Annotated in this window: 24 protein-coding genes; 8 read left to right on the forward strand and 16 right to left on the reverse strand. The window is 35.4% G+C overall.

Features of this window, described 5'->3' with window-relative positions:
* The first annotated feature begins 8 nt into the window (after positions 1-8).
* From argS to RMN97_RS07670, 4 genes are all read left to right on the forward strand, one after another.
* Positions 9-1,799, forward strand: coding sequence for an arginine--tRNA ligase (gene argS / locus RMN97_RS07655; protein WP_309614007.1), 1,791 nt, complete (start codon positions 9-11; stop codon positions 1,797-1,799).
* 99 nt (positions 1,800-1,898) lie between these two features.
* A complete protein-coding gene (locus RMN97_RS07660) occupies positions 1,899-2,660 on the forward strand; it encodes a hypothetical protein (RefSeq protein WP_309613932.1) in 762 nt (253 codons plus the stop codon).
* Positions 2,661-2,789: 129 nt separating this feature from the next.
* Positions 2,790-4,118 carry a signal recognition particle protein gene (ffh, locus tag RMN97_RS07665; protein WP_309613933.1) on the forward strand — a complete coding sequence of 443 codons (1,329 nt, stop codon included), beginning with the start codon at positions 2,790-2,792 and terminating at the stop codon, positions 4,116-4,118.
* 53 nt (positions 4,119-4,171) lie between these two features.
* Positions 4,172-5,059, forward strand: coding sequence for a tetrahydrofolate dehydrogenase/cyclohydrolase catalytic domain-containing protein (locus tag RMN97_RS07670; RefSeq protein WP_309613934.1), 888 nt, complete (start codon positions 4,172-4,174; stop codon positions 5,057-5,059).
* Positions 5,060-5,107: 48 nt separating this feature from the next.
* Here the strand turns inward: RMN97_RS07670 and RMN97_RS07675 are convergent, their stop codons facing one another.
* The 4 genes from RMN97_RS07675 to RMN97_RS07690 all read right to left on the reverse strand — a co-directional run bounded on the left by RMN97_RS07675 (position 5,108) and on the right by RMN97_RS07690 (position 8,015).
* The gene (locus tag RMN97_RS07675) at positions 5,108-6,067 is read right to left on the reverse strand and encodes a hypothetical protein (protein WP_309613935.1); all 960 of its coding nucleotides are present in this window, start codon (positions 6,065-6,067) and stop codon (positions 5,108-5,110) included.
* A 66-nt stretch (positions 6,068-6,133) separates the two neighbouring features.
* Positions 6,134-6,577 (reverse strand): DUF1456 family protein, encoded by a 444-nt coding sequence (locus RMN97_RS07680; RefSeq protein WP_309613936.1) that lies wholly within the window; start codon positions 6,575-6,577, stop codon positions 6,134-6,136.
* A gap of 98 nt (positions 6,578-6,675) precedes the next feature.
* Positions 6,676-7,476: an alpha/beta hydrolase-fold protein gene (locus RMN97_RS07685; protein ID WP_309613937.1), complete on the reverse strand. Its 801-nt coding sequence runs from the start codon at positions 7,474-7,476 to the stop codon at positions 6,676-6,678.
* A 17-nt stretch (positions 7,477-7,493) separates the two neighbouring features.
* A complete protein-coding gene (locus RMN97_RS07690; protein WP_309613938.1) occupies positions 7,494-8,015 on the reverse strand; it encodes a hypothetical protein in 522 nt (173 codons plus the stop codon).
* Between the two features lie 153 nt (positions 8,016-8,168).
* Here RMN97_RS07690 and RMN97_RS07695 point away from each other — a divergent pair, with 153 nt between their 5' ends.
* Entirely contained in the window at positions 8,169-8,570 is a 402-nt protein-coding gene (locus tag RMN97_RS07695) for an excinuclease ABC subunit B (RefSeq protein ID WP_309613939.1), read from the forward strand.
* On the opposite strand, the gene RMN97_RS07700 is transcribed toward RMN97_RS07695, so the two are convergent.
* The 6 genes from RMN97_RS07700 to RMN97_RS07725 all read right to left on the reverse strand — a co-directional run bounded on the left by RMN97_RS07700 (position 8,567) and on the right by RMN97_RS07725 (position 13,566).
* Positions 8,567-9,079, reverse strand: coding sequence for a GNAT family N-acetyltransferase (locus RMN97_RS07700; protein ID WP_309613940.1), 513 nt, complete (start codon positions 9,077-9,079; stop codon positions 8,567-8,569). The two genes, RMN97_RS07695 and RMN97_RS07700, sit on opposite strands and share 4 nt — an antisense overlap.
* Before the next feature lie 12 nt (positions 9,080-9,091).
* The gene (gene uvrB / locus RMN97_RS07705) at positions 9,092-11,080 is read right to left on the reverse strand and encodes an excinuclease ABC subunit UvrB (protein ID WP_309613941.1); all 1,989 of its coding nucleotides are present in this window, start codon (positions 11,078-11,080) and stop codon (positions 9,092-9,094) included.
* Positions 11,080-11,376, reverse strand: coding sequence for a type II toxin-antitoxin system RelE/ParE family toxin (locus RMN97_RS07710; protein WP_309613942.1), 297 nt, complete (start codon positions 11,374-11,376; stop codon positions 11,080-11,082). The genes uvrB and RMN97_RS07710 overlap by 1 nt, the downstream gene beginning before the upstream one ends.
* Positions 11,358-11,591 carry a hypothetical protein gene (locus RMN97_RS07715; RefSeq protein WP_309613943.1) on the reverse strand — a complete coding sequence of 78 codons (234 nt, stop codon included), beginning with the start codon at positions 11,589-11,591 and terminating at the stop codon, positions 11,358-11,360. The genes RMN97_RS07710 and RMN97_RS07715 overlap by 19 nt, the downstream gene beginning before the upstream one ends.
* A 208-nt stretch (positions 11,592-11,799) precedes the next feature.
* The gene (gene rlmF / locus RMN97_RS07720; protein WP_309613944.1) at positions 11,800-12,771 is read right to left on the reverse strand and encodes a 23S rRNA (adenine(1618)-N(6))-methyltransferase RlmF; all 972 of its coding nucleotides are present in this window, start codon (positions 12,769-12,771) and stop codon (positions 11,800-11,802) included.
* 132 nt (positions 12,772-12,903) lie between these two features.
* Positions 12,904-13,566, reverse strand: a complete 663-nt coding sequence (locus tag RMN97_RS07725) for a thiamine diphosphokinase (protein WP_309613945.1) — start codon at positions 13,564-13,566, stop codon at positions 12,904-12,906.
* A gap of 207 nt (positions 13,567-13,773) precedes the next feature.
* Between RMN97_RS07725 and RMN97_RS07730 the strand changes: the two genes are divergently transcribed.
* Positions 13,774-14,445: a hypothetical protein gene (locus tag RMN97_RS07730; RefSeq protein WP_309613946.1), complete on the forward strand. Its 672-nt coding sequence runs from the start codon at positions 13,774-13,776 to the stop codon at positions 14,443-14,445.
* A gap of 60 nt (positions 14,446-14,505) precedes the next feature.
* Here the strand turns inward: RMN97_RS07730 and RMN97_RS07735 are convergent, their stop codons facing one another.
* The 5 genes from RMN97_RS07735 to RMN97_RS07755 all read right to left on the reverse strand — a co-directional run bounded on the left by RMN97_RS07735 (position 14,506) and on the right by RMN97_RS07755 (position 18,813).
* On the reverse strand, positions 14,506-15,729 hold the full coding sequence (locus RMN97_RS07735) for an NADP-dependent isocitrate dehydrogenase (protein ID WP_309613947.1): 1,224 nt from the start codon (positions 15,727-15,729) through the stop codon (positions 14,506-14,508).
* Between the two features lie 282 nt (positions 15,730-16,011).
* Entirely contained in the window at positions 16,012-16,362 is a 351-nt protein-coding gene (rplS, locus tag RMN97_RS07740) for a 50S ribosomal protein L19 (protein ID WP_309613948.1), read from the reverse strand.
* 127 nt (positions 16,363-16,489) lie between these two features.
* Entirely contained in the window at positions 16,490-17,500 is a 1,011-nt protein-coding gene (locus RMN97_RS07745) for a Gfo/Idh/MocA family oxidoreductase (protein WP_309613949.1), read from the reverse strand.
* Positions 17,501-17,503: 3 nt separating this feature from the next.
* A complete protein-coding gene (gene trmD / locus RMN97_RS07750; protein WP_309613950.1) occupies positions 17,504-18,181 on the reverse strand; it encodes a tRNA (guanosine(37)-N1)-methyltransferase TrmD in 678 nt (225 codons plus the stop codon).
* Positions 18,182-18,363: 182 nt separating this feature from the next.
* On the reverse strand, positions 18,364-18,813 hold the full coding sequence (locus RMN97_RS07755; protein ID WP_309613951.1) for a DUF1569 domain-containing protein: 450 nt from the start codon (positions 18,811-18,813) through the stop codon (positions 18,364-18,366).
* Positions 18,814-18,887: 74 nt separating this feature from the next.
* On the opposite strand from RMN97_RS07755, the gene RMN97_RS07760 reads away from it, so the two are divergent.
* Together RMN97_RS07760 and RMN97_RS07765 are read left to right on the forward strand one after the other, a co-directional pair.
* A complete protein-coding gene (locus RMN97_RS07760) occupies positions 18,888-19,823 on the forward strand; it encodes a peptidylprolyl isomerase (protein WP_309613952.1) in 936 nt (311 codons plus the stop codon).
* Positions 19,824-19,911: 88 nt separating this feature from the next.
* Positions 19,912-20,229, forward strand: coding sequence for a cytochrome c (locus RMN97_RS07765; protein WP_309613953.1), 318 nt, complete (start codon positions 19,912-19,914; stop codon positions 20,227-20,229).
* Positions 20,230-20,265: 36 nt separating this feature from the next.
* Here the strand turns inward: RMN97_RS07765 and RMN97_RS07770 are convergent, their stop codons facing one another.
* Positions 20,266-21,537, reverse strand: a complete 1,272-nt coding sequence (locus RMN97_RS07770) for a glucose-1-phosphate adenylyltransferase (RefSeq protein WP_309613954.1) — start codon at positions 21,535-21,537, stop codon at positions 20,266-20,268.
* Between the last annotated feature and the right edge of the window lie 4 nt (positions 21,538-21,541).

The following is a 21,541-nucleotide window of genomic DNA, read 5'->3' on the forward strand; positions in this document are numbered from 1 at the left end:
AAATTACCATGACGCTTTCTCAAATTCTTACTTTACCGATTCAAAAAGCAGTACAACAATTATTTGATATTTCTATTGACAAAGTTGAATTTCAAATCACCCGTAAAGAATTTGAAGGCGATATTACTATGGTTATTTTTCCGCTATTAAAGGTTATCAAAGGAAATCCAATAGAAATCGGAACTAAAATCGGAAACTATTTAGTTGAAAATGTTGATGAAGTTATACGCTTTAATGTAGTGTCCGGATTCTTGAACATTGTGATTTCAGACGATTATTATCTTAATTTTTTTAACAAAATAAAAGATAATGAAAGCTATGGTTTTGCTTCAGTTTCGCCAAATGAGAAGGCAATAATGGTCGAATATTCCTCGCCAAACACCAATAAACCTTTACATCTTGGGCATGTTCGAAATAATCTTTTAGGATATTCCGTTGCTGAAATCATCAAAGCTTCAGGTAAAAAAGTTTATAAAACCCAAATCATCAACGACCGTGGAATTCATATCTGCAAATCGATGTTGGCTTGGCAAAAATTTGGAAACGGACAAACACCGGAAAGTGCAGGTCTGAAAGGAGACAAGCTGGTTGGAAATTTTTATGTAAAATTTGACCAAGAATATAAAATCCAAATTGCGGAACTAATTTCTCAAGGAAAAACAGAAGACGAAGCAAAAAAACAAGCTCCGATTATTAAGGAAGCGCAACAAATGCTACTCAATTGGGAAGCAGGCAAACCAGAAGTTATCCAACTTTGGAAAACTATGAACCAATGGGTTTATGACGGTTTTGCCCAGACTTATAAAAGCCTCGGAGTTGATTTCGATAGTTATTATTATGAAAGCAATACCTATCTACTAGGGAAAGAAGTCGTTCAATTCGGTTTGGAAAAAGGTATTTTTGAAAAGGATGCTGATGGTTCAGTTTGGATTGATTTGACACCTGATGGTTTAGATAGAAAAATTGTGTTACGTTCCGATGGAACTGCAGTTTATATGACTCAGGATATTGGAACAGCAATTCAACGTGTCAAAGATTTTCCTGATGTTGGCGGAATGGTGTACACCGTTGGAAACGAGCAGGATTATCACTTTAAAGTGTTGTTTCTAATTCTGAAAAAACTCGGATTTGATTGGGCTGAAAGCTTATTTCACTTGTCATACGGAATGGTGGAGTTGCCTTCCGGGAAAATGAAATCTCGTGAAGGAACTGTTGTTGATGCCGATGATTTGATGATAGAAATGACAGAAACTGCCGGAAGGATTTCAACTGAATTAGGAAAATTAGAAGGCTATTCAATAGAAGAAAAAGCAAAACTTTTCAAAACAATTGGTCTTGGTGCTTTGAAATATTACATCTTGAAAGTGGATCCAAAGAAACAAATCCTTTTTAATCCAGAAGAATCAGTTGATTTTGCAGGAAATACTGGTCCGTTTATTCAATATACGTATGCCCGAATTCAGTCCATTTTGAGAAAAGCAGATTTCGATATTGTCCAACCGAGCCATCCCGAAGCTTCTGGAGAGATGCTTCACCCAAAAGAAAAAGAACTGCTGAAGCAAATTGAACTTTATCCCGAAATAATTCAAAACGCGGCCAACAATCATTCGCCGGCTTTAGTTGCCAATTATACTTATGAATTGGTAAAAGAATACAACTCGTTTTATCAATCAGTTTCGATTTTAGGAGAAGAAAATCTTACTAAGAAGGTGTTTCGCGTGCAGTTGTCCAAAAAAGTAGCTGAAATAATAAAATCGGCTTTCAAACTGTTAGGGATTGAAGTTCCCGAAAGAATGTAACATAATATCAATTTGAAACAATATATTCGTTAATTTTACGTTTCTAAATATATATCTCTGAATATAAATTTTTTAAATTGTTAACCAAATCAAAAAAAAATGAAAAAAGTATCAAAATTAATAATGTTAATTAGCCTAATTGGGTTAATTTCTTTGAGCTCATGTGAAAATGACAGTTCAGGTTCTTCAAACAAGATTACGGCAAATTCTACTTTGAAAAAACTGTTGTCAAGAGTTTCCCAAAAACGAACATCATCGGATAATGTTATCGACAATACGAGCTGTTTTACGGTTCAACTTCCGTTTACAGTTATCGTTAATAATATTTCAACCGTTATCTCAACTCCGGCAGATTATCAAACTGTTGCCAATCTTTTTGAAGAGCATGATGATGACGATGATCACTTAGAGTTTGTTTTTCCAATAACCATAATTTTTGCCGATTTCACACAGCAAGTTGTTACCACTAATGAACAATTGCACGATATAATGGAAAATTGTCATAATGATGATGTTGATAATGACGACGATGAGGACAATGACGATGACGACAACGCAATCAATTGCATTTCATTAACGTATCCGTTTGTAATTTCTACAACTAATAATTCAGTTCTTGAAGACGTCACTATAAATAATGATCATGATTTGTATGTTTTGCTTGAAACGGTTGAAGGAAGTAATTATGTAACCATTAATTATCCTATTTCGATTGTTGATGCCAACGGGCAAATTATAGTTGTACAAAATAATCAACAACTTGAAGAAGACATCGTTGAAGCAACTTCCGAGTGTGGAAATCATGATTCAGATGATGAAAATGATAATGAAGATGACGCAGACCACAATGATGGAGATTAAGCAATAAAATAATTACTTAAATAGAAAATTATTAAAGACCAGCAGAGATGCTGGTTTTTTATTTATAATACTTTCATACTTCTAAATCAAATCCTTAAATTTGCACTTCATTAAAAGCAAAGTCAGCATATGTTCAATAATTTAAGCGATAAACTAGACAAAGCATTCCATATCCTAAAAGGACATGGAAAAATTACCGAAGTCAACGTAGCCGAAACTTTGAAAGAAGTCCGTCGTGCCTTGCTTGACGCCGATGTTAATTTTAAAATCGCAAAAGATTTTACCACAAAAGTTAAAGAAAAAGCAATCGGTGAAAATGTATTAACAACATTGCAACCGGGGCAATTATTGGTTAAAATCGTTAAAGACGAATTAACCGAATTAATGGGTGGCGATGCTACCGGAATTAATCTTTCTGGAAATCCAACAGTAATTTTAATGTCGGGTTTACAAGGTTCGGGTAAAACGACTTTCTCAGGAAAACTAGCCAATTATCTTAAAACAAAAAAGAATAAAAAACCACTTTTAGTAGCATGTGATATCTATCGTCCTGCCGCTATTAATCAGTTACAGGTTGTTGGAGGTCAGGTTGGAGTTGAAGTATATGCTGAACCGGAAAATAAAAACCCTGTTGATATTTCGCTTAAAGCGATTGCATATGCAAAGTCAAATGGCTTTAATGTAGTAATTATTGATACTGCCGGTCGTTTGGCTATTGACGAACAAATGATGAACGAAATTGCCAATGTTCACGCTGCTGTAAAACCGCAGGAAACGTTGTTCGTTGTGGATGCAATGACTGGACAGGATGCGGTGAATACAGCAAAAGCTTTTAACGATAGATTAAATTTCGACGGAGTAATTTTAACCAAATTAGATGGTGATACTCGTGGTGGAGCTGCAATTTCAATTAAATCGGTTGTAGATAAACCAATTAAGTTTATTGGAACGGGAGAAAAAATGGAAGCTATCGATGTGTTCTATCCATCGCGTATGGCGGAAAGAATTCTAGGTATGGGTGATGTAGTTTCTTTGGTAGAAAGAGCGCAAGAGCAATATGATGAAGAAGAAGCAAGAAAAATCCAAAAGAAAATTGCCAAAAACGAATTTGGTTTTGACGATTTCTTAGCTCAAATTCAACAAGTGAAAAAAATGGGTAACATGAAAGACCTGGTCGGAATGATTCCAGGTGCCGGAAAAGCGCTGAAAGATGTGGAGATAGAAGACGATGCTTTCAAACATATAGAAGCTATTATCCATTCGATGACACCTAAAGAAAGAAGCAAACCTACATTAATCGATATGAAAAGAAAAACCAGAATCGCAAAAGGTTCCGGTAGAAAAATAGAAGAAGTAAATCAGCTGATGAAACAATTCGACCAAATGAGCAAAATGATGAAAATGATGCAAGGCGGCGGTGGAAAGAATCTGATGAAGATGATGGGTGGAATGAAATAAGTAGAGGCGCGATTTATCGCGTCTTTTTTTGTATAAATAATAACAATACACAAATGAAATTATTAGACGGAAAAAAAATCTCTAACGACATCAAAACCGAAATCACGGCGGAAGTCAACAAAATGAAAGCTAACAAGGAGAAAGTTCCTCATTTGGCAGCAGTAATTGTTGGGAATGACGGCGCCAGTTTAACCTATGTTGGGAGCAAAGTCAAAGCGTGTGAATTAGTCGGATTTGAATCGACTTTGGTTAAAATGCCAAGTACTACATCGGAAACAGAATTGCTGAAAAAAATTGCCGAACTCAATGCAAATGATGATATTGATGGTTTTATTGTGCAGTTGCCTTTGCCTGACCAAATTGATACGCAAAAAATAATTATGGCTATTGATCCAAGCAAGGATGTTGATGGATTTCATCCTGAAAATTTCGGAAAAATGGCGTTAGATATGACTACTTTTATTCCGGCAACACCATTTGGAATTTTAGAATTACTAGAGCGATATAATGTTGAAACTAAAGGAAAACACACGGTTGTCATTGGAAGAAGTCACATTGTCGGAAGACCAATGAGTATTTTGATGGGAAGAAAAGGTTTCCCTGGAAATTCCACTGTAACGCTTACGCACAGTTATACTAAAAACATAGCCCAAATCACAACACAAGCTGATATTATTATCACAGCATTAGGCGTTCCTAATTATCTGAAAGCCGAAATGATTAAAGATGATGCAGTCGTAATCGACGTTGGAATTACACGTGTTGCAGATGAAACTGATCCAAGAGGTTACCGAATTACCGGTGACGTAGATTTTGATGCGGTTTCCAAAAAAGCATCTTATATAACACCTGTTCCTGGTGGCGTTGGGCCAATGACGATTGCCATGCTTTTGAAAAACACCTTGTTGGCACGAGAACAGAAAAGACAAAGACTAGCATAAAAAAATCCTGAGTGAAAGCTAAGGATTTTCATTTTATATAATTAAGTTTTACAACTTAGCCAGCCAAAGCGAAGCATTCATATGCAATCTTGCATGAGAAGCCAATTCTGTCCAACCCGGATAAAGTGTATCTCCGCTTGCTCCGGTTCCGTCATCGGCTGGCGAACTATCACCAATTACAACAACTCTTCCTGTTCCAAATGTTGCTGTGGCACACATGATATTAGAACTCCCTTGTGAAGAACTTCCTCTCCAAATTAATCCTTGTGCCGTTGCATTTGCCGTTGTATTTATTGACATGGAAGCTCCAGCAGAATATTTCAGTTGGGTTACTGTTCCTTGTGAACCATTCAAAATAGGATTAGTAGTTGCACTTAATCTATTGGAAGTAGTTTCTGAAAAATTATTCAAAGTAATAGTAATTCCAAACGGATTTGTTTTTACAGTATTAGTAGACATCAGGTCATTCCATATTGCTGGTGAATCCCAACCATCATTATTTCTATCGGAAACGGTATGATCTGAAATCATAAATAAACCACCGCCGTTTTTTACAAAGTTTAAAATTGCCGTTTTCTCTACAGCCGTAAATCTTGTATTCGGTTCATCTATAACAAAAACATCATAGTTTTTCAAATCTTGTGCACCAGTTCCACCAAAAGTAATGGCTGTTCCCGATGGTAGTGTTTCAACAGTATGACCTAATTTGGCTAAAGCAATTCCCCAAGCAGATAATCCGCCACGCCAAAAACTTTCAGTAGTTGTAGCTGTAACATTAGATTGTGCTGGTGTTGGGAAACGTTGTGGAGATGAATCGGCATCTAAAACCCAATCCGCATTTCCTGCAGTTTCAGCTTTGGTAGCATCAAATAAAAATTTCTTTGGAGTAGCTGTGGTGATTGCAGCTGTTGAATTCCCTTTGTTAGAAGCTTTTGTGTCATTTTCATTATCACAAGAAAACGTTACAATCGCAAAACTTGCAATTACAATTTTACTAAATAAGTTCATTTGGTTTTGGTTTGGTTAATTTATATAAGAACAAGTAAATATATAATTTACCCTAATACAAAAAAATTATTTCTTGTTTTTGCCGTTTTTATACTGCACTTTTTCAACCACTTGGATTTTTTGTGAGGATTTTTTGTTGTCTTTTGGATTAAAAGGCTTTTTTTTGGAATCTGTTTTCGGTTTAGGCTTAAATTCTGTATCAGGCTTAAATGATGCTTTGGACTTTTCAGCAACATTTTTCTTTACAACTTCCTGATTCTGTCTAATAACATCCATAGCATTTTTAGGATTTTCTTTAGTGCCACGAAGATGAATCACCAATCCGTTTAGGAAATTGCGCAACACTTGGTCGCCACATTCCATAAAATCAGCGTGATCTGCATTGCGGAAAATATTTCCTATTTCGCCTTTAGACATTCTGAAATCTACTAATTCCAAAATCTCCACAATCTGATCATCACGAAGCTGCAAGGCCACACGAAGTTTTTTAAAGATGTCGTTGTTGTTCATTTTTTTAAAGTTGCTGAGACACTGAGTTGCTGAGTGCCTGAGTTATTTTTAGTTTTTTTCTTTTTCTAAGTTACTCAGCTACTCAGTCACTCAGTCACTCAGAAAAGCCAAATATACGCCTTTTTAAAACTCTCACGCCACAATTTTTCGTTGTGCTGTCCGCCTTTGACGATTACTTCTTTGTTTAGTTTTTTGCATTCACAACGCTTGGTGTTTACCCAATGTTCTACGTTTTTCATGTCGCGAATAACGTCATCATCGCCTTCGTTATCGCCGCAGAGGAAATAAACTTTAGTATTAAAGTCTTTGGTTTGTGCCAATAAATCATTCATTTCATTTCTTCCAAACCAAAAAGAAGGCGAGAAACATCCCACTTTTCCGAATACTTCAGGGTATTTTATGGCAGCATAAAACGAAACTAACCCACCAAGTGAACTGCCCATAATGGAAGTGTTTTTAGCATTAGTCTTAGTTCTGTATGTTGCATCCACTTTTGGTTTCAGGGTTTTGACAATAAAATCCAAATAATCATCGGCTTTGCCACCCCCATATTTGGCATTTTTATACGGAGTCAATTCCTCTATTCGTTTGTCTCCTCTATGTTCAATCCCGATGACAACTACCTGAGCATTGATGCTGTCTAAGGTTTCGTCGATATTCCATTCGCCATAAGCAGCAGTTTTTGCATCAAATAAATTTTGTGCATCATGCATGTAAATGACAGGATATTTTTTGGTAGAAGTGCTGTAGTTTTTTGGCAAATACACCCAAATCCTTTTAGAAATTTTCAATTGTGGTGCATCAATGGTAAAGGTTGAAACTTGGTTACTGGCAGTACTTTGTTGGGCATTTGTAGAGCAAAGAACAAATAAAAAGAGGGATGATAAAAACTGTTTCAAAATGCTAATTATTAGATTTATTCTTCGACCGTTTTCTCTTTAGCTTCGCTCTGTTCTCCCGAAGCTTTGGGATTACCTCGAGTCTTTTTATCTTTTTTGTCTTTTTTACCTCTTTTACTTTCGGATATCAAAGCTTTATATTTTTCTTTTTGTGCTACGTTTAAATAGGAGTTAATTGTGATTTCTGTTCTGTCTGTAAGTGCTTTTATTTCTTTTGATTTTTCTTCCTCTGAAGTTTCTTTTTTGCTAACAATATCTATGTTCTTAATGCTTGAAGCAATTTCATTTTTTATAGCAATAGCCTGAAGTTCATCTAATGTTAACTCAGTTTTTAAGTTGGCAATAATTTCATCAATTTTTTTTGCTTTAGCTTTTTCAATTTGTTCAGCTGAAGGTTGTGATGAGGAGGACGAGTAATCTCTGGAAATATCTCTATTAGAGCGACCTAATCTATTATAATTGTAATAATCGTTGTATTGCGAAAATGCAGTTGCGGAAGTAAGCAACAAACCAAAAATCGCCATTTTAAAAATATTCATGAGCTCAGATGTTTAAAGAAGTAAAAGTAACAAAAAATAATTCTTTCTTCATTTTTAAAACGAATGATGAAACATAAAAAATGTATTTCAAAACAATAAAGTTTTACTATTAAGCAAAAAATTATATTTTAGCTAAAAAATTATAAAATTGACATGAACGATTACAAAGAAAGATTGGCACTTTTATCTGAAATGATTGCGTTTTCTGTCATTGACGGGAGATTGCATGAAAGAGAATATCTTTTTTTGACCATGATTGCCGAAGAACTTCAGGTAGCCAAAAGCGACTTCAAAAGTCTTTTTCATCAGGAAGAATATCCGATTGTCATTAAATCAGAGTTTGAGCGCATTAAACAATTCTACCGTTTGGCTTTACTTATGCATTGCGACGGCGTTTTACACGAACGAGAACACATTAAAATCCATGAAATAGGTATCAATATGGGATTAAATCCACATGCTATTAAGCGGGTTCTAAAGGCAATGGAAAGTTCACCAAACAAAATGATTTCTGCTGAATTTTTATTGGAAGTTTTCCAGGAGCAGTTGAACTAAAGAATAGTCAATTTTTTCTCAAAAGCTTTTCTGATTCCACCTCTAAAGGTGACTTCTCCACAATAGGTATATCCTAGTTTTTCAAGAATTTTCAGCATTGGGATGTTATCAAAATTGGTATCTACTTTGATGCTAAAGATGTTATTAAGTATTGCTAAATCTTCGGTAAAAAGAAAAACTTTCTGAGCCAAACCTTTACCTAAATAGTCATCTGAAATGGCAACTCTATGCACTACTGCAAAATCACCATTAGTCAGCCAAGTTCCTTTTAGCTGTTCATAAGCTGGTTCATCATTGAAAAGTATAGCAGCATAACCTACGATAGTATCATTATCAGTTAATACATAGCCAATGCCGTTTTCAATATCATGCCGAATAACGGTTTCATTTGGATAACCATCTTGCCATTGCTGACTTCCGTCATTTTTTCTACGGACTATGGCTTGCTGAATTATTCCCCATATTTGAGGGATTTCTAATGTTGTAGCTTTTCTGAAACTGTAGTTCATTTTAATCTTAAATTAAATCCTTTCCTGCAAACTTTTAATTTCATCACGCAGTTTGGCGGCCTGCATGAAGTCTAATTCTTTTGCTGCTTTTTCCATTGCTTTTCTGGCGTCACGGATTTTCTTTTCGATTTCGGGTTTGGATAAATACAAACTTTCGGGTTCGGCAGCTTTGGCAATTTTATCTTCAAAATATTGTGTGGAAACGGAGTTGTTTCCAAGTGCGCTTCCTAAACTTTTGTTCAAGGCTTTTGGTTCCAAACCATGTAAAGTATTGTAGCCTATTTGTTTTTCGCGACGGTAATTGGTGTCGTCCATCGTTTTTTGCATACTGTTGGTAATCTTATCAGCATACATAATCGCTTTTCCGTTTACGTTCCGAGCGGCACGACCAACGGTTTGTGTCAATGAACGATGGCTTCGCAGAAAACCTTCTTTATCGGCATCTAAAATTGCCACCAGCGAAACTTCGGGTAAGTCCAAACCTTCACGCAATAAGTTAACTCCAATCAAAACATCAAACAAACCTTTACGCAAATCCTGCATGATTTCAACACGTTCTAAAGTATCTACATCCGAATGAATATATCGGCATCTGATAGAGACTTTAGTTAAATATTTAGTCAGTTCTTCCGCCATTCTTTTGGTTAAAGTCGTTACCAAAACTCGTTCATCGGCTTCACATCTTACCTGGATTTCTTCAATCAAATCATCAATCTGATTCAGACTTGGTCGCACTTCTATAATTGGGTCAAGTAATCCTGTTGGACGAATAACTTGCTCAACATAAATTCCTTCGCTCTTTTGTAACTCATAATCGGCTGGCGTTGCCGAAACATAAATGACTTGGTTTTGCATGCTTTCAAATTCCTCAAACTTCAACGGACGATTGTCCATTGCAGCAGGTAATCTAAAACCATATTCGACCAAGTTTTCCTTCCGACTTCTATCGCCGCCATACATGGCATGCACTTGGGAAATTGTCACGTGGCTTTCATCCACAACCATCAAATAATCATTGGGAAAATAATCCAGCAAACAGAAAGGGCGCGTTCCCGGAAGACGTCTGTCCAAATAGCGGGAATAATTCTCAATTCCGGAGCAGTAACCTAATTCGCGTATCATTTCCAAATCAAAATTAGTACGTTCTTCCAAGCGTTTTGCTTCCAGATGTTTCCCAATTTCTTTGAAATAATCGACTTGTTTTACTAAATCCTGTTGGATATCCCAAATCGCTGCTTGCAATACATCAGGCGATGTCACAAACATATTGGCGGGATAAATATTCAGTTTTTCGTAACGCTCTAAAACTTTGGAACTTTTGGCATCAAAAGCTTCGATTTCTTCAATTTCATCGCCAAAGAAATGGACACGATATGGTTCGTCAGCATAACTCGGAAAGATGTCAACAGTATCACCTTTAATTCGGAAAGTTCCCGGCGTAAAATCGGCTTCAGTTCTAGAGTATAAACTTTGTACCAAACGGTGTAATAATTTGGTGCGTGATATAATTTCATTCTTAGCAATGGAAACTACATTTTTCTGAAATTCCACCGGATTTCCAATTCCGTACAAACATGAAACCGAAGAAACTACAATAATATCACGACGACCTGAAAGAAGGGCAGAAGTGGTACTCAGACGTAGCTTTTCTAATTCTTCATTGATGGATAAATCTTTTTCGATATACGTTCCCGTTACCGGAATAAAGGCTTCAGGTTGATAGTAATCATAGTAAGAAACAAAATATTGCACCGAATTGTTTGGGAAAAATTGCTTGAACTCTGAGTATAATTGGGCGGCTAATGTTTTGTTGTGTGCCAAAACTAAAGTTGGTTTATCAATGTTTTGTATCACATTAGCAACGGTAAATGTTTTACCAGAACCGGTAACACCCAACAGCGTTTGGTATTTATCACCATTGAAAATGCCAGCAGAGAGTTTTTCAATAGCTTGCGGTTGATCGCCGGTAGGTTTGTAATCGGATACGACTTGGAATTTCATTAGATTTTAAGTTTATTAGGATTTTGTCTTGTGTCCCAAACAGAGAGAATTATTATGTCTTTTTGATTTATTTGATAAAAAACATAATAGTTTTCAATCAATAAACCACGAACATTTATGGCGTCGGTTTTTTTACCAATATTTGATTGAAGAAGTAATGATTTTATTTCAGATTGAATAATCCTGTTCAATTTTAAAGAATAGGTTTTTCTCTTATTTCTGAAATTAAAATACTCGAAAATTTCTTGTAGTTGTAATTTTGCAGTTGCTGTCCAAATTATTCTTCTCGCAACCATTTTTCCATTTCTTCATTGACAGCATCATTTGTGTAAAGCTTACCCTCTGCATATTCTTTCTGAGATTTCTTTATGGCAAGTTTTTGTTCTTCAGAAAGTATAATTACATCTCGAGTCTTTGAAATTAAAATTATATTCAAAGCATTTAAAAAATCATTGTCAGTAATACTGTCGATTCTTGACTTTATAATATTTTTTAATTCGATTGTGCTCATAAGAAGTGGATTTAAAAAAATTAATAATCAAACTTTTCACGAAGTTACAAAAAACTATTCTACTAGTTTGTTAATTTTAGTATGTTGCAGCATCATAATTACCTTGACCTCCTTGATTTGTCCTGATGCAATCATGGCGCAGTGCACACCAATTATTCGAAAGGATTTCATTTTTAAGATTTAGATTTTAGGATTTTTCATAAGTGAATTAAAACTTCCAGTTTTTTTGTTGTGCTTCAGATAGAAATGTCCAAGCTACAATACGGCTTATCTTTTGGCCTTGAGCCATATCGATAGTCTTGATTTCAACAGCACCAACTTTATTCAATATTTTATAAATGCTCTTCAGATTGTCTTTTTTGGATACCAAAGTCGTAAACCAAAAACACTGCATTGGATATTTGGCGCTTTCATAAATCATTTGAGTAATAAAACCCAATTCGCCACCTTTGCACCACAATTCGGCATTCTGACCGCCAAAGTTTAATACAGGCTTTTCGAATTTCTTATTTTCTAATGTATTGACTTTACGCAAGGCACTTTTCGCAGCTTCTTCGGGCGATGCGTGAAACGGCGGATTACAAATTGTAAAAGCAAATCGATCTTCAGGAAGTATAATGTTTTTAAAAATAAATCTTGGTTCTATTTGTGATTGCAAGCTAATTACATCAATTAGTTTCGGATTGTTAGTAATGATTTTTTTGCAGTTCTGAAGTGTCTTTTCATCAATATCTGTCCCGACAAAACTCCAGCCATAAGCCGAATTTCCAATAATCGGATAAATACAATTGGCACCAATACCAATATCCAAACCAACAACAGTTTCACCTTCTGGAATATTTTCGTTATTGTTTGTTGCCAATAAATCAGCGATGTAATGAATATAATCAGCGCGTCCAGGAATTGGTGGACAAAGATAGCCAGCCGGAATATCCCAGTTTTGAATGTCATAATTCGATATCAATAATGCTTTGTTAAGTGCTTTTACTGCTTCGGGATTACTGAAATCAATTGTTTGCTTCGCCTGTTCGCTATCGCTCGAGCCAATCTGATGTTCATTGACAGAAACGAAAAGTTGCAATTCAGGACAAACGGTTATCAAGGCATCAAAATCATATCGAAACCGATGCGGATTTCTGGGATGTAAACTTGTTTTTTCTGTTGTATTTTGAGTTTTCAACTTGTTATTTGGTTTTTAAATGACCGCAAATTCGCAAATTATTTTATGTATGTGTTTTTTTAATTTGTGACTCGAGACCAAAGGTCGAACTGACGTAGTAATTAGCGGTCTAAATTTTTATAGTTAGTGGTTTTAGTCCCAACATTCCATTAATAATAAATCGCCTTCTTTGTGAGTTATCGAAACAATTCCATCTTCGGCAACATGATTACTGCTTCCGGTACGGTAACCAATAGTTAAGTCTTCATTAATCAGTGAATAAAAAAGATTTTTAGTGGTTATACCGGTTACTTTTCCAATCGGAATCAAGGACAAAATTGTATTGGCGGTATACCATTTTTCAAAGTTGTTTTGCAAAAGATAAACTTTAGAATGATCATCGAGAATCACGACTTTTAATAGGTTTCTGTAGGCAACAATATTCGTTAAATTAGTAATGGTATGATCAGCGCGTCTTCCGGTTGCCCAAATAACATTGGCTGCTTTGTGGCCTTTTTCGATTAAATAATCAAATGCTTTTTCTAAATCGGTCTTGTCCTGATTTGGAGCATACACTATTTCGATTGGATATTGTTTTTCCTTGTAATGATTGGCATCAAAGCCTCTATCAAAATCACCTAATAACACATCGACTTTTATTCCCAATTCTAAAACTCGTTCTATAGCCGAATCTAAAACAATCACTATTGGCGACCATTCTAGCAATTGTCCTAATAATTCGGAACTACAGGCTTCGCCATTGGCAATGATTAAAGCTGGTTCCTGGTCGTCGCGAACGATATGATGTGATGACATTTTAAAGTACGAAGTTAGAAGTTGGAAGATTGAAGTGTAAAAGTAATGAAAAAGTACGAGGTACGAAGTTGGAAGTACGAGGTCAAACTTTATTGACTTCCCACCTTATACTTTGTACCTCGTACTCTAATTTGTTAATCTATGGTTAATTTGGAACAATTTTTGACAAGTTTTTGAATACTTTTACGACTTAAATAAATCTCCTATATGAAAGCAGCTTTTGCTTTTTTATTTTTAGTAATTATTCCCTTCAAGGGTTTCGCTCAATTTGAGTTGCCTAAGAAAACAATTTCGATTGCTCCTATTTCAAATCCAAAAGGTGCAGTTTCACCAACATCTTCAAAAGCCATTACCTATCCAAGTATTTTTGATAAAAAAGACAAATTAGGAGAAAGTGTTTCGTTACTAAAGAAAAAACCCGAAGAAGAAAAAAGCATCTTTGAAAAAGAACAATTTGCCAGTCCGGCTAAAGTGTATACTGATAAAATGAACAAGCAAATTACTGATGGTAAAATTTATGATTATTATAAAAAAGATTATCTGTTAGCAACGTATAAATGTTCAACAGCTACTGCAAAATTTACACTTAAGGATTATGGTGATCCTGATGGAGATGTGGTTCGTATTTGGCTGAATGATGAAATTGTAATTGACGCAATTACTTTAGAAAGTGGTTACAGAGAAATTAAATTGAATCTTAGAAACGGTCAAAACCAACTGGTAATTGAAGCACTAAATGAAGGTATGGTTTCGCCAAACACAGCTCAGTTTTCTATCTTTAATGATAAAGGCGAAATTATAGGAAATAATCTTTCGGGCTTATTAACCAATGTTAAAGCCACGATTATCATTAATAAAGTTGACATTTTAGGACAATAAAAAAAGCGATCTTGTTTTATAACGAGACCGCCTTTTTAAATATATTTCAGAGATAAATTTTTATCCCAATTTAGCATCTAAGTTTTCTTTAATTGCCGCTAGGAATCCTTCAGTAGTTAAATAATCAGCAGCAGTTAAACCTTCTGGTTTCACCAACATGGCTAGGTCTTTAGTCATCTTTCCGCTTTCTACAGTTTCCACACAAACTTGTTCCAGTTTTAAACAGAAATCTATTAAAGCCTGGTTTCCGTCTAATTTACCTCTGTGCTCTAATCCACGTGTCCAAGCAAAGATTGATGCGATTGGATTGGTAGAAGTCGCACGACCTTTTTGGTGTTCTCTGAAGTGACGCGTTACAGTTCCGTGTGCTGCTTCCGCTTCAACTGTTTTTCCGTCCGGAGTTACCAATACGGAGGTCATTAATCCTAACGAACCAAATCCTTGAGCAACAGTATCCGACTGCACATCGCCATCATAGTTTTTACACGCCCAAACAAATCCACCACTCCATTTCATTGCCGAAGCAACCATGTCATCAATTAATCGGTGTTCGTATGTGATTTCGTTAGCATCAAATTCAGCTTTGTAATGTTGTTGGTACACTTCTTCAAAGATGTCTTTAAATCTTCCGTCATACGCTTTTAGAATTGTATTTTTTGTAGAAAGATACAATGGCCATTTTTTAGTCAACGCCATTTGAAAAGACGAATGAGCAAAACCATAGATGCTTTCGTCAGTGTTATACATCGACATTGCAACTCCGTCACCTTTAAAGTCGTAAACATTCCAAGTAGTTGTTTCACCAGCTTCATTGGTAAATGCCATCGTTAACGTTCCTTTTCCTTTGATCACTTTATCAGTAGCTTTGTATTGATCACCAAAAGCGTGACGTCCAATAACAATAGGTTTTGTCCAACCTTGAACATAACGAGGAACGTTTTTCATGATAATTGGCTCACGAAAAACAGTTCCGCCAACAATATTACGAATGGTTCCGTTAGGTGATTTCCACATTTCAGAAAGATTAAATTCTTTTACTCTTTCTTCGTCTGGAGTTATAGTGGCACATTTAATACCTACGTTATATTTTTTGATGGCTTCTGCGGAGTCAATTGTAACTTGGTCTTTAGTAGCATCTCTATGCTCTATGCCTAAGTCGTAGTATTTGATATCTAAATCTAGATAAGGAAGGATTAGCTGTTCTTTAATAAAACTCCAAATAATTCGTGTCATTTCATCGCCATCCAATTCTACTACTGGATTGGCTACTTTAATTTTTGCCATATACTTTAGGTTTTTTGTTTTGTTTGAATCAGATGCCGAATGTCCACTGGACATTCTCCTCTTAATATCAAATGTTTTAATTTTTTGCGATAGCAAATATATATAATAAGATAGAAATTCGGTTGACAACAATCGCGAAATCGATTGAATTATGAAATTGTTATTTTACCTTTGAAAAACTGTTGATTTGATAAAATTACACATTTAAATTGACAGAATAAAAAAAGTCTCGTCTGGTTTTGGAACTAGACGAGACTTTTTTTATGAACAGAAAGTTTAGAATTATCTTCTTCTTTCTTTGATTTTAGCTTTTTTACCAGTAAGCTCTCTAAAGTAGTAGATACGAGCTCTTCTAACTTTACCTCTTTGGTTAACTTCTACTTTTTGCAAAGCTGGCATGTTAACTGGGAAGATACGCTCTACACCAACTGCACCAGACATTTTACGGATTGTAAAAGTTTCAGTCATTCCTGCACCTTTTCTTTGGATTACAACTCCTTTGAAAAACTGAGTTCTTGTTTTTTCACCCTCTTTAATTTCGTAGTAAACTGTGATAGTATCACCAGCACCGAAAGTAGGGAAATCTTTTTTTGTTGATAATTCGTTATTAACGAAATCTACTAAATTTGCCATTTTTTTTATTATTATGGTTTTAAATCGGAGCAACATTCACGGTTTTCGCCAGAGGTTGGTCAAATGTGGGGGCAAAGATATAAAAGAATTACTAATTACGAATTATGAATTACGAATTATTTTTTAATCAAACAAGTAATTTTAATTGCGCTATAATGTCTTGATTATCAACTGAAAACTCTTTGTTGTTGCGAATACTTTGATAAACTTCATCGAACAGTGCATTGAAATTCCCTTTGAGTGACGGAATGTTTTCAATAATCTGCTCTTGGTTTTCGTTATAATAAGTTAGTTTTCCCTCTTTGTTTGGTTTTTCGAGACCAAATTCAGGATGCAAAGGTGACATACCATCAATAAGTTGGTTTTCCTGTTCGTCGCAAAATTCTTTAATGAAACTTCCTTTCGTTCCATGTAGTATAATTCCGGGTTGAGGGTCAGAAATTAGCAGACTTGTTGTTATAAATACGTTGACTTTGTTTGGAAATAATAGGTACATAAATCCAAAATCATCAACCTGAGAATTTTCTCGATAGCTGTTTTTGGTTCCAAAATGACTTATGGGTTTTCCAAAAATTGAGATTGCCTGATCAATTAAGTGCGAACCCAAATCATACCAGATTCCGCTACTTGGAATTGGAGTTTCTTTAAAATATTTTACGCCAATTGCTGGTCTGTATCGGTCAAAACGAAGATGCATTTCAACAACATCGCCCAATTTTTTGGATTTGATGATTTGTTTTGCAGCCATGATATCACTGCTCCATCTTCTGTTGTGGTAAACAAATACTTTACGGTTTACTTTTTTTGCCAGTGCCAATAAGGCTGTAAATTCTTCCGGAGTTGTAGTTGCTGGTTTTTCAATCAGTACATGTTTATTGGCTTCTAAAGCTAACTTGGTATACTCAAAATGAGTATCATTTGGAGTATTTACAACCACCAATTCGATTTTATCATCTGCTACTAAATCTGAAATGGAATCGTAGCTTTTGATATTTTGATAATCTTTTATTGCTTTTTTTTCATTTCTTTCCAAAACAGCATATAAATCGAATCCTTTATTTGTTTCCAAAAAAGGTGCATGAAAAACTTTCCCCGACATTCCGTAGGCAAGCATTGCAGAAACTATAGGTTTTTCCATATTTTATTCTTCTAGTAAATCAGGACGACGATTTTTGGTATGTTCAAACGCCATATCTTCCCGCCATTTGTCAATTTTAGCAAAATGACCGCTGGTCAAAACATCGGGAACTTTCCAGCCTTTGTAATCAGCCGGACGTGTATAAATTGGTCCCGACAATAAATTATCCTGAAAACTATCAGTCAAGGCGGAAGTTTCATCTGATAAAACACCAGGAATTAATCGGATGATGGCATCACAAAAGACAATAGCACCAATTTCGCCACCTGAAAGAACATAATCACCAATCGATATTTCTTTGGTAATAAAATGATCGCGAACGCGTTGGTCAACGCCTTTATAATGGCCACAAAGGATGATGATATTCTCGTACATCGAAGCGGTATTGGCCATTTTCTGGTTCAAAGTTTCACCGTCAGGCGACATATAAATTATTTCGTCGTAGTGTCTTTCACTTTTCAAATGCGTAATACAAGCGTCAATCGGCTGAACCATCATTACCATTCCAGCGCCACCACCAAAAGGATAATCGTCAACACTTTTTTGTTTATTGGTAGTGTAATCTCTTAAATTATGAAAATGAACTTCCACCAATCCTTTTTCGATGGCGCGTTTCATGATTGAGCCTTCAAAAGGACTTCGCAATAAATCGGGTAAAATGGTGATGATATCTATTCGCATGCTGCAAAGATATAAAATAGAATGTCACACTGAGCAAGCCTGTCCTGAGCGAAGTCGAAGGGTCGAAGTGAGGAGCTGTTTCCCGCTATCCGTTTCAATCTTTTATAACTTGCCACGGGTTTAAACCCGTGGCAAGTTATAAAAGGATTTCCACTACTATCGGGGCTAGGGCTTTGAGTTTTTTAAACACCAAACTGTCTCAAATGATGATCCAAATGCATCGTTTGCAGTTGACTCCATTCGTCATAAGTCATTTCTCCAAAGAAAGGATGCTTGGTAGTTTTAATTGCCTTTTGTCCCAAATCTGAAAACACTACTATTCTTTCGATTAATTCGTTTTTGGTTTGTTCAAAATCATAAGCTCCGGTTCTAATAAAAGCGGGAGCAGTTGGGCTATTTTTCTTGAACTCTTTTGATTTAAGCATTTTACCTTTCACCATTTTTCCCAAAAGTTGCATTACAAAATTGGCTTTCATCGGAGTTTTTCCAAAAGCAAAATCCATTGGTGCCTGGCAATGCGAAAGCATTTGATCTACAGTCATTTTCCCCCAATGTGCTTTTGCTTCAGGAGAAAGCTTATTGATTCTGGAAATGATAATTTCGTTGTCTGCTTTATTGTAAATAGAACTCATAGTTTCGTTTTTATTGGTATCCAAAATTACAATTTTAAATATTATCTTTGCACCACAAAATAAAAATTCACACTATGGAAAATGGAATATACGCTAAATTCAACACGACTAAAGGTTCGATTTTAGTAAAACTAACACACGATTTAACACCGGGAACAGTTGGGAATTTTGTTGGGTTAGCCGAAGGGCAGTTAGAAAATTCAGCAAAACCAATGGGAAAACCCTATTACGACGGATTAAAATTCCACAGAGTAATTCCAGACTTTATGGTTCAAGGTGGTTGTCCACAAGGAATTGGAACTGGTGGTCCGGGTTATAACTTTGAAGATGAGTTTCATCCAACATTAAAACACGATAAACCAGGTGTTTTGTCTATGGCAAATTCTGGACCGGGAAGCAATGGTTCGCAGTTCTTTATAACACATACACCAACGAATTGGTTAGACGGAAAACACACTGTTTTTGGAAACGTTGTAGAAGGTCAGGATGTTGTTGATGCTATTGCGCAAGGCGATTTGATTGACAGTTTAGAAATCGTTAGAGTAGGAGACGAAGCTCAAAAGTGGAATGCTATTGAAGCTTTCAGGACATTTGAAGGTTCACGTTTAAAAAAAATTGAAGAAGCTAAAAAACTTGCCGAAGAGTCAATGGAAAAATTAGCAGCGGGTTTTGATAAAACAGACAGCGGTTTGCGTTACAAAATGATACAAAAAGGTTCAGGAAAACAAGCTGAAAGCGGTAAAACAGTTTCAGTTCACTATGAAGGTTCATTAGAAAATGGAAAAGTATTTGATTCTTCTTATCCAAGAAAAAAACCAATTGAATTCAGGCTTGGTCAAGGTCAGGTTATTGAAGGTTGGGACGAAGGAATTGCCTTGTTACAAGTTGGTGATAAAGCGCGTTTTGTTATTCCATCTTATTTAGGATATGGCTCAAGTGGTGCTGGCGGTGTAATTCCACCAAACGCAACTTTAGTTTTTGACGTAGAATTGATGGATGTCAAAGGATAATTTATTTAATATTTACTTAAATTTAAAATCCCAATAGCTCACTGTTGGGATTTTTTTTATATTTACCTGAACCAAAAAAACAAAAAACATGAAATATAAAGTACTAGTCTTATCCGTTCTAGCCGTAATCATTTATTCTTGTGCATCTAAATCGAGCGTTCCAACAACAGAAGTTAAAAATACTGAGCCAACTGCTTCTACTAAACCAGCACCAACAGTAATGACTGCGGAATTAGCAGAAGGTAAATCGCTTTATGAAAACAACTGTGCCAAATGCCATAAGTTATATGATGCTAAAGATTTTTCTGCTGAAGAATGGAAACCAATAGTTTCCAGAATGCAAAAGAAAGCACATTTAGATGATTTAGCCGGACAAAAAATATACAATTACATAACGATGAATTAAAAAAGAAAATCCCGAGGAATCGGGATTTTTTTATCTTTATATTGTAAAGCCATCGGGTATAATGGCCCCTTTTTTTACTACTATAATTCCGTCTTTAACAGTATACAAATCGGTATTTCCATCTTCTAAATGTTTACCGCCATTGAGCCGAACATCATTTCCGATTCTGCAATTTTTATCTACAATTGTGTTATTGATAAAGCAACGTTCGCCGATACCAATATTGATAATTCCATGCATTTTGTTCGTCCTAATCTCTTCTATATTTTGGTAATAATCATTACCCATTAAATAAGAGTTTATAATGGATGAACCAAAATCAATTCTGCTTCTAATTCCAACTACAGAATGCTCAATAGTAGTACCATTTATAATGCAACCTTCAGCGATAACAGATTTATCGACTGTAGAGGCACCCGTAATTTTTGATGGTGGCAAAACTCTGGCACGGGTGTAAATTTTACTCGAATTGTCGAATAAATTGAATTTTGGAATGTCATCGGTCAAGCCTAAATTAGCTTCAAAAAAGGAATCGATATTCCCAATATCGGTCCAATATCCTTCATATTGATAACTTAATATTTTTTGTTTCCCAATGGCTTGTGGAATGATTTCTTTTCCAAAATCTTTGGTGTCAGGATTTTTCATTAATTCAATTAACAATTCCCTATTGAAAATATAAATTCCCATCGAAGCTAAATAAAGTTTTCCTTCAGCTTTTGACTCTTCACTCACTTCTGATGTCCATTCGGGTAATAAACTAACATTTGGTTTCTCAATAAAGGAAGTAATGAAATTATTTGAATCTGTTTTCAGAATTCCAAATTCGGGTGCGTCTTTTGAATCTACTGGCAAAGTTGCGATCGATATGGCGGCACCACTATCATGATGCGCTTTTATCATGGCATTAAAATCCATTTGATACAATTGATCGCCGGATAAAATTAAAGCATAATCAAAATCATGGTTCATAAAATGTGTCATACATTGTCTAACCGCATCGGCTGTTCCTTGAAACCATGTTGGATTATCCGGTGTTTGTTCTGCCGCTAAAATATCAACAAAAGCCATGCTGAAATGACTAAAATGATACGTATTTTTGATGTGTTGGTTTAATGAAGCCGAATTAAATTGGGTCAAAACAAACATTCTTTTAATGTCAGAATTAATACAATTGGAAATCGGAATATCAACTAAACGATATTTTCCGGCAATTGGAACGGCTGGTTTTGAGCGACTTTCTGTCAATGGTGCTAATCTGGAGCCTTGTCCACCTCCCAAAATGATAGCTAAAGTGTTGTTGTTCATTTTT

Source organism: Flavobacterium sp. (assembly GCF_031381455.1).
In the GTDB taxonomy this organism is placed as follows: domain Bacteria; phylum Bacteroidota; class Bacteroidia; order Flavobacteriales; family Flavobacteriaceae; genus Flavobacterium.

What these genes read in the sequence shown, in the direction of transcription:
- argS (WP_309614007.1), top strand. Translation starts at nt 9, where the DNA reads ATGACGCTTTCTCAAATTCTTACTTTACCGATTCAAAAAGCAGTACAA.
- RMN97_RS07660 (WP_309613932.1), top strand. Translation starts at nt 1,899, where the DNA reads ATGAAAAAAGTATCAAAATTAATAATGTTAATTAGCCTAATTGGGTTA.
- ffh (WP_309613933.1), top strand. Translation starts at nt 2,790, where the DNA reads ATGTTCAATAATTTAAGCGATAAACTAGACAAAGCATTCCATATCCTA.
- RMN97_RS07670 (WP_309613934.1), top strand. Translation starts at nt 4,172, where the DNA reads ATGAAATTATTAGACGGAAAAAAAATCTCTAACGACATCAAAACCGAA.
- RMN97_RS07675 (WP_309613935.1), bottom strand. Translation starts at nt 6,067, where the DNA reads ATGAACTTATTTAGTAAAATTGTAATTGCAAGTTTTGCGATTGTAACG.
- RMN97_RS07680 (WP_309613936.1), bottom strand. Translation starts at nt 6,577, where the DNA reads ATGAACAACAACGACATCTTTAAAAAACTTCGTGTGGCCTTGCAGCTT.
- RMN97_RS07690 (WP_309613938.1), bottom strand. Translation starts at nt 8,015, where the DNA reads ATGAATATTTTTAAAATGGCGATTTTTGGTTTGTTGCTTACTTCCGCA.
- RMN97_RS07695 (WP_309613939.1), top strand. Translation starts at nt 8,169, where the DNA reads ATGAACGATTACAAAGAAAGATTGGCACTTTTATCTGAAATGATTGCG.
- RMN97_RS07700 (WP_309613940.1), bottom strand. Translation starts at nt 9,079, where the DNA reads ATGAACTACAGTTTCAGAAAAGCTACAACATTAGAAATCCCTCAAATA.
- uvrB (WP_309613941.1), bottom strand. Translation starts at nt 11,080, where the DNA reads ATGAAATTCCAAGTCGTATCCGATTACAAACCTACCGGCGATCAACCG.
- RMN97_RS07710 (WP_309613942.1), bottom strand. Translation starts at nt 11,376, where the DNA reads ATGGTTGCGAGAAGAATAATTTGGACAGCAACTGCAAAATTACAACTA.
- RMN97_RS07715 (WP_309613943.1), bottom strand. Translation starts at nt 11,591, where the DNA reads ATGAGCACAATCGAATTAAAAAATATTATAAAGTCAAGAATCGACAGT.
- RMN97_RS07725 (WP_309613945.1), bottom strand. Translation starts at nt 13,566, where the DNA reads ATGTCATCACATCATATCGTTCGCGACGACCAGGAACCAGCTTTAATC.
- RMN97_RS07730 (WP_309613946.1), top strand. Translation starts at nt 13,774, where the DNA reads ATGAAAGCAGCTTTTGCTTTTTTATTTTTAGTAATTATTCCCTTCAAG.
- RMN97_RS07735 (WP_309613947.1), bottom strand. Translation starts at nt 15,729, where the DNA reads ATGGCAAAAATTAAAGTAGCCAATCCAGTAGTAGAATTGGATGGCGAT.
- rplS (WP_309613948.1), bottom strand. Translation starts at nt 16,362, where the DNA reads ATGGCAAATTTAGTAGATTTCGTTAATAACGAATTATCAACAAAAAAA.
- RMN97_RS07745 (WP_309613949.1), bottom strand. Translation starts at nt 17,500, where the DNA reads ATGGAAAAACCTATAGTTTCTGCAATGCTTGCCTACGGAATGTCGGGG.
- trmD (WP_309613950.1), bottom strand. Translation starts at nt 18,181, where the DNA reads ATGCGAATAGATATCATCACCATTTTACCCGATTTATTGCGAAGTCCT.
- RMN97_RS07755 (WP_309613951.1), bottom strand. Translation starts at nt 18,813, where the DNA reads ATGAGTTCTATTTACAATAAAGCAGACAACGAAATTATCATTTCCAGA.
- RMN97_RS07760 (WP_309613952.1), top strand. Translation starts at nt 18,888, where the DNA reads ATGGAAAATGGAATATACGCTAAATTCAACACGACTAAAGGTTCGATT.
- RMN97_RS07765 (WP_309613953.1), top strand. Translation starts at nt 19,912, where the DNA reads ATGAAATATAAAGTACTAGTCTTATCCGTTCTAGCCGTAATCATTTAT.
- RMN97_RS07770 (WP_309613954.1), bottom strand. Translation starts at nt 21,537, where the DNA reads ATGAACAACAACACTTTAGCTATCATTTTGGGAGGTGGACAAGGCTCC.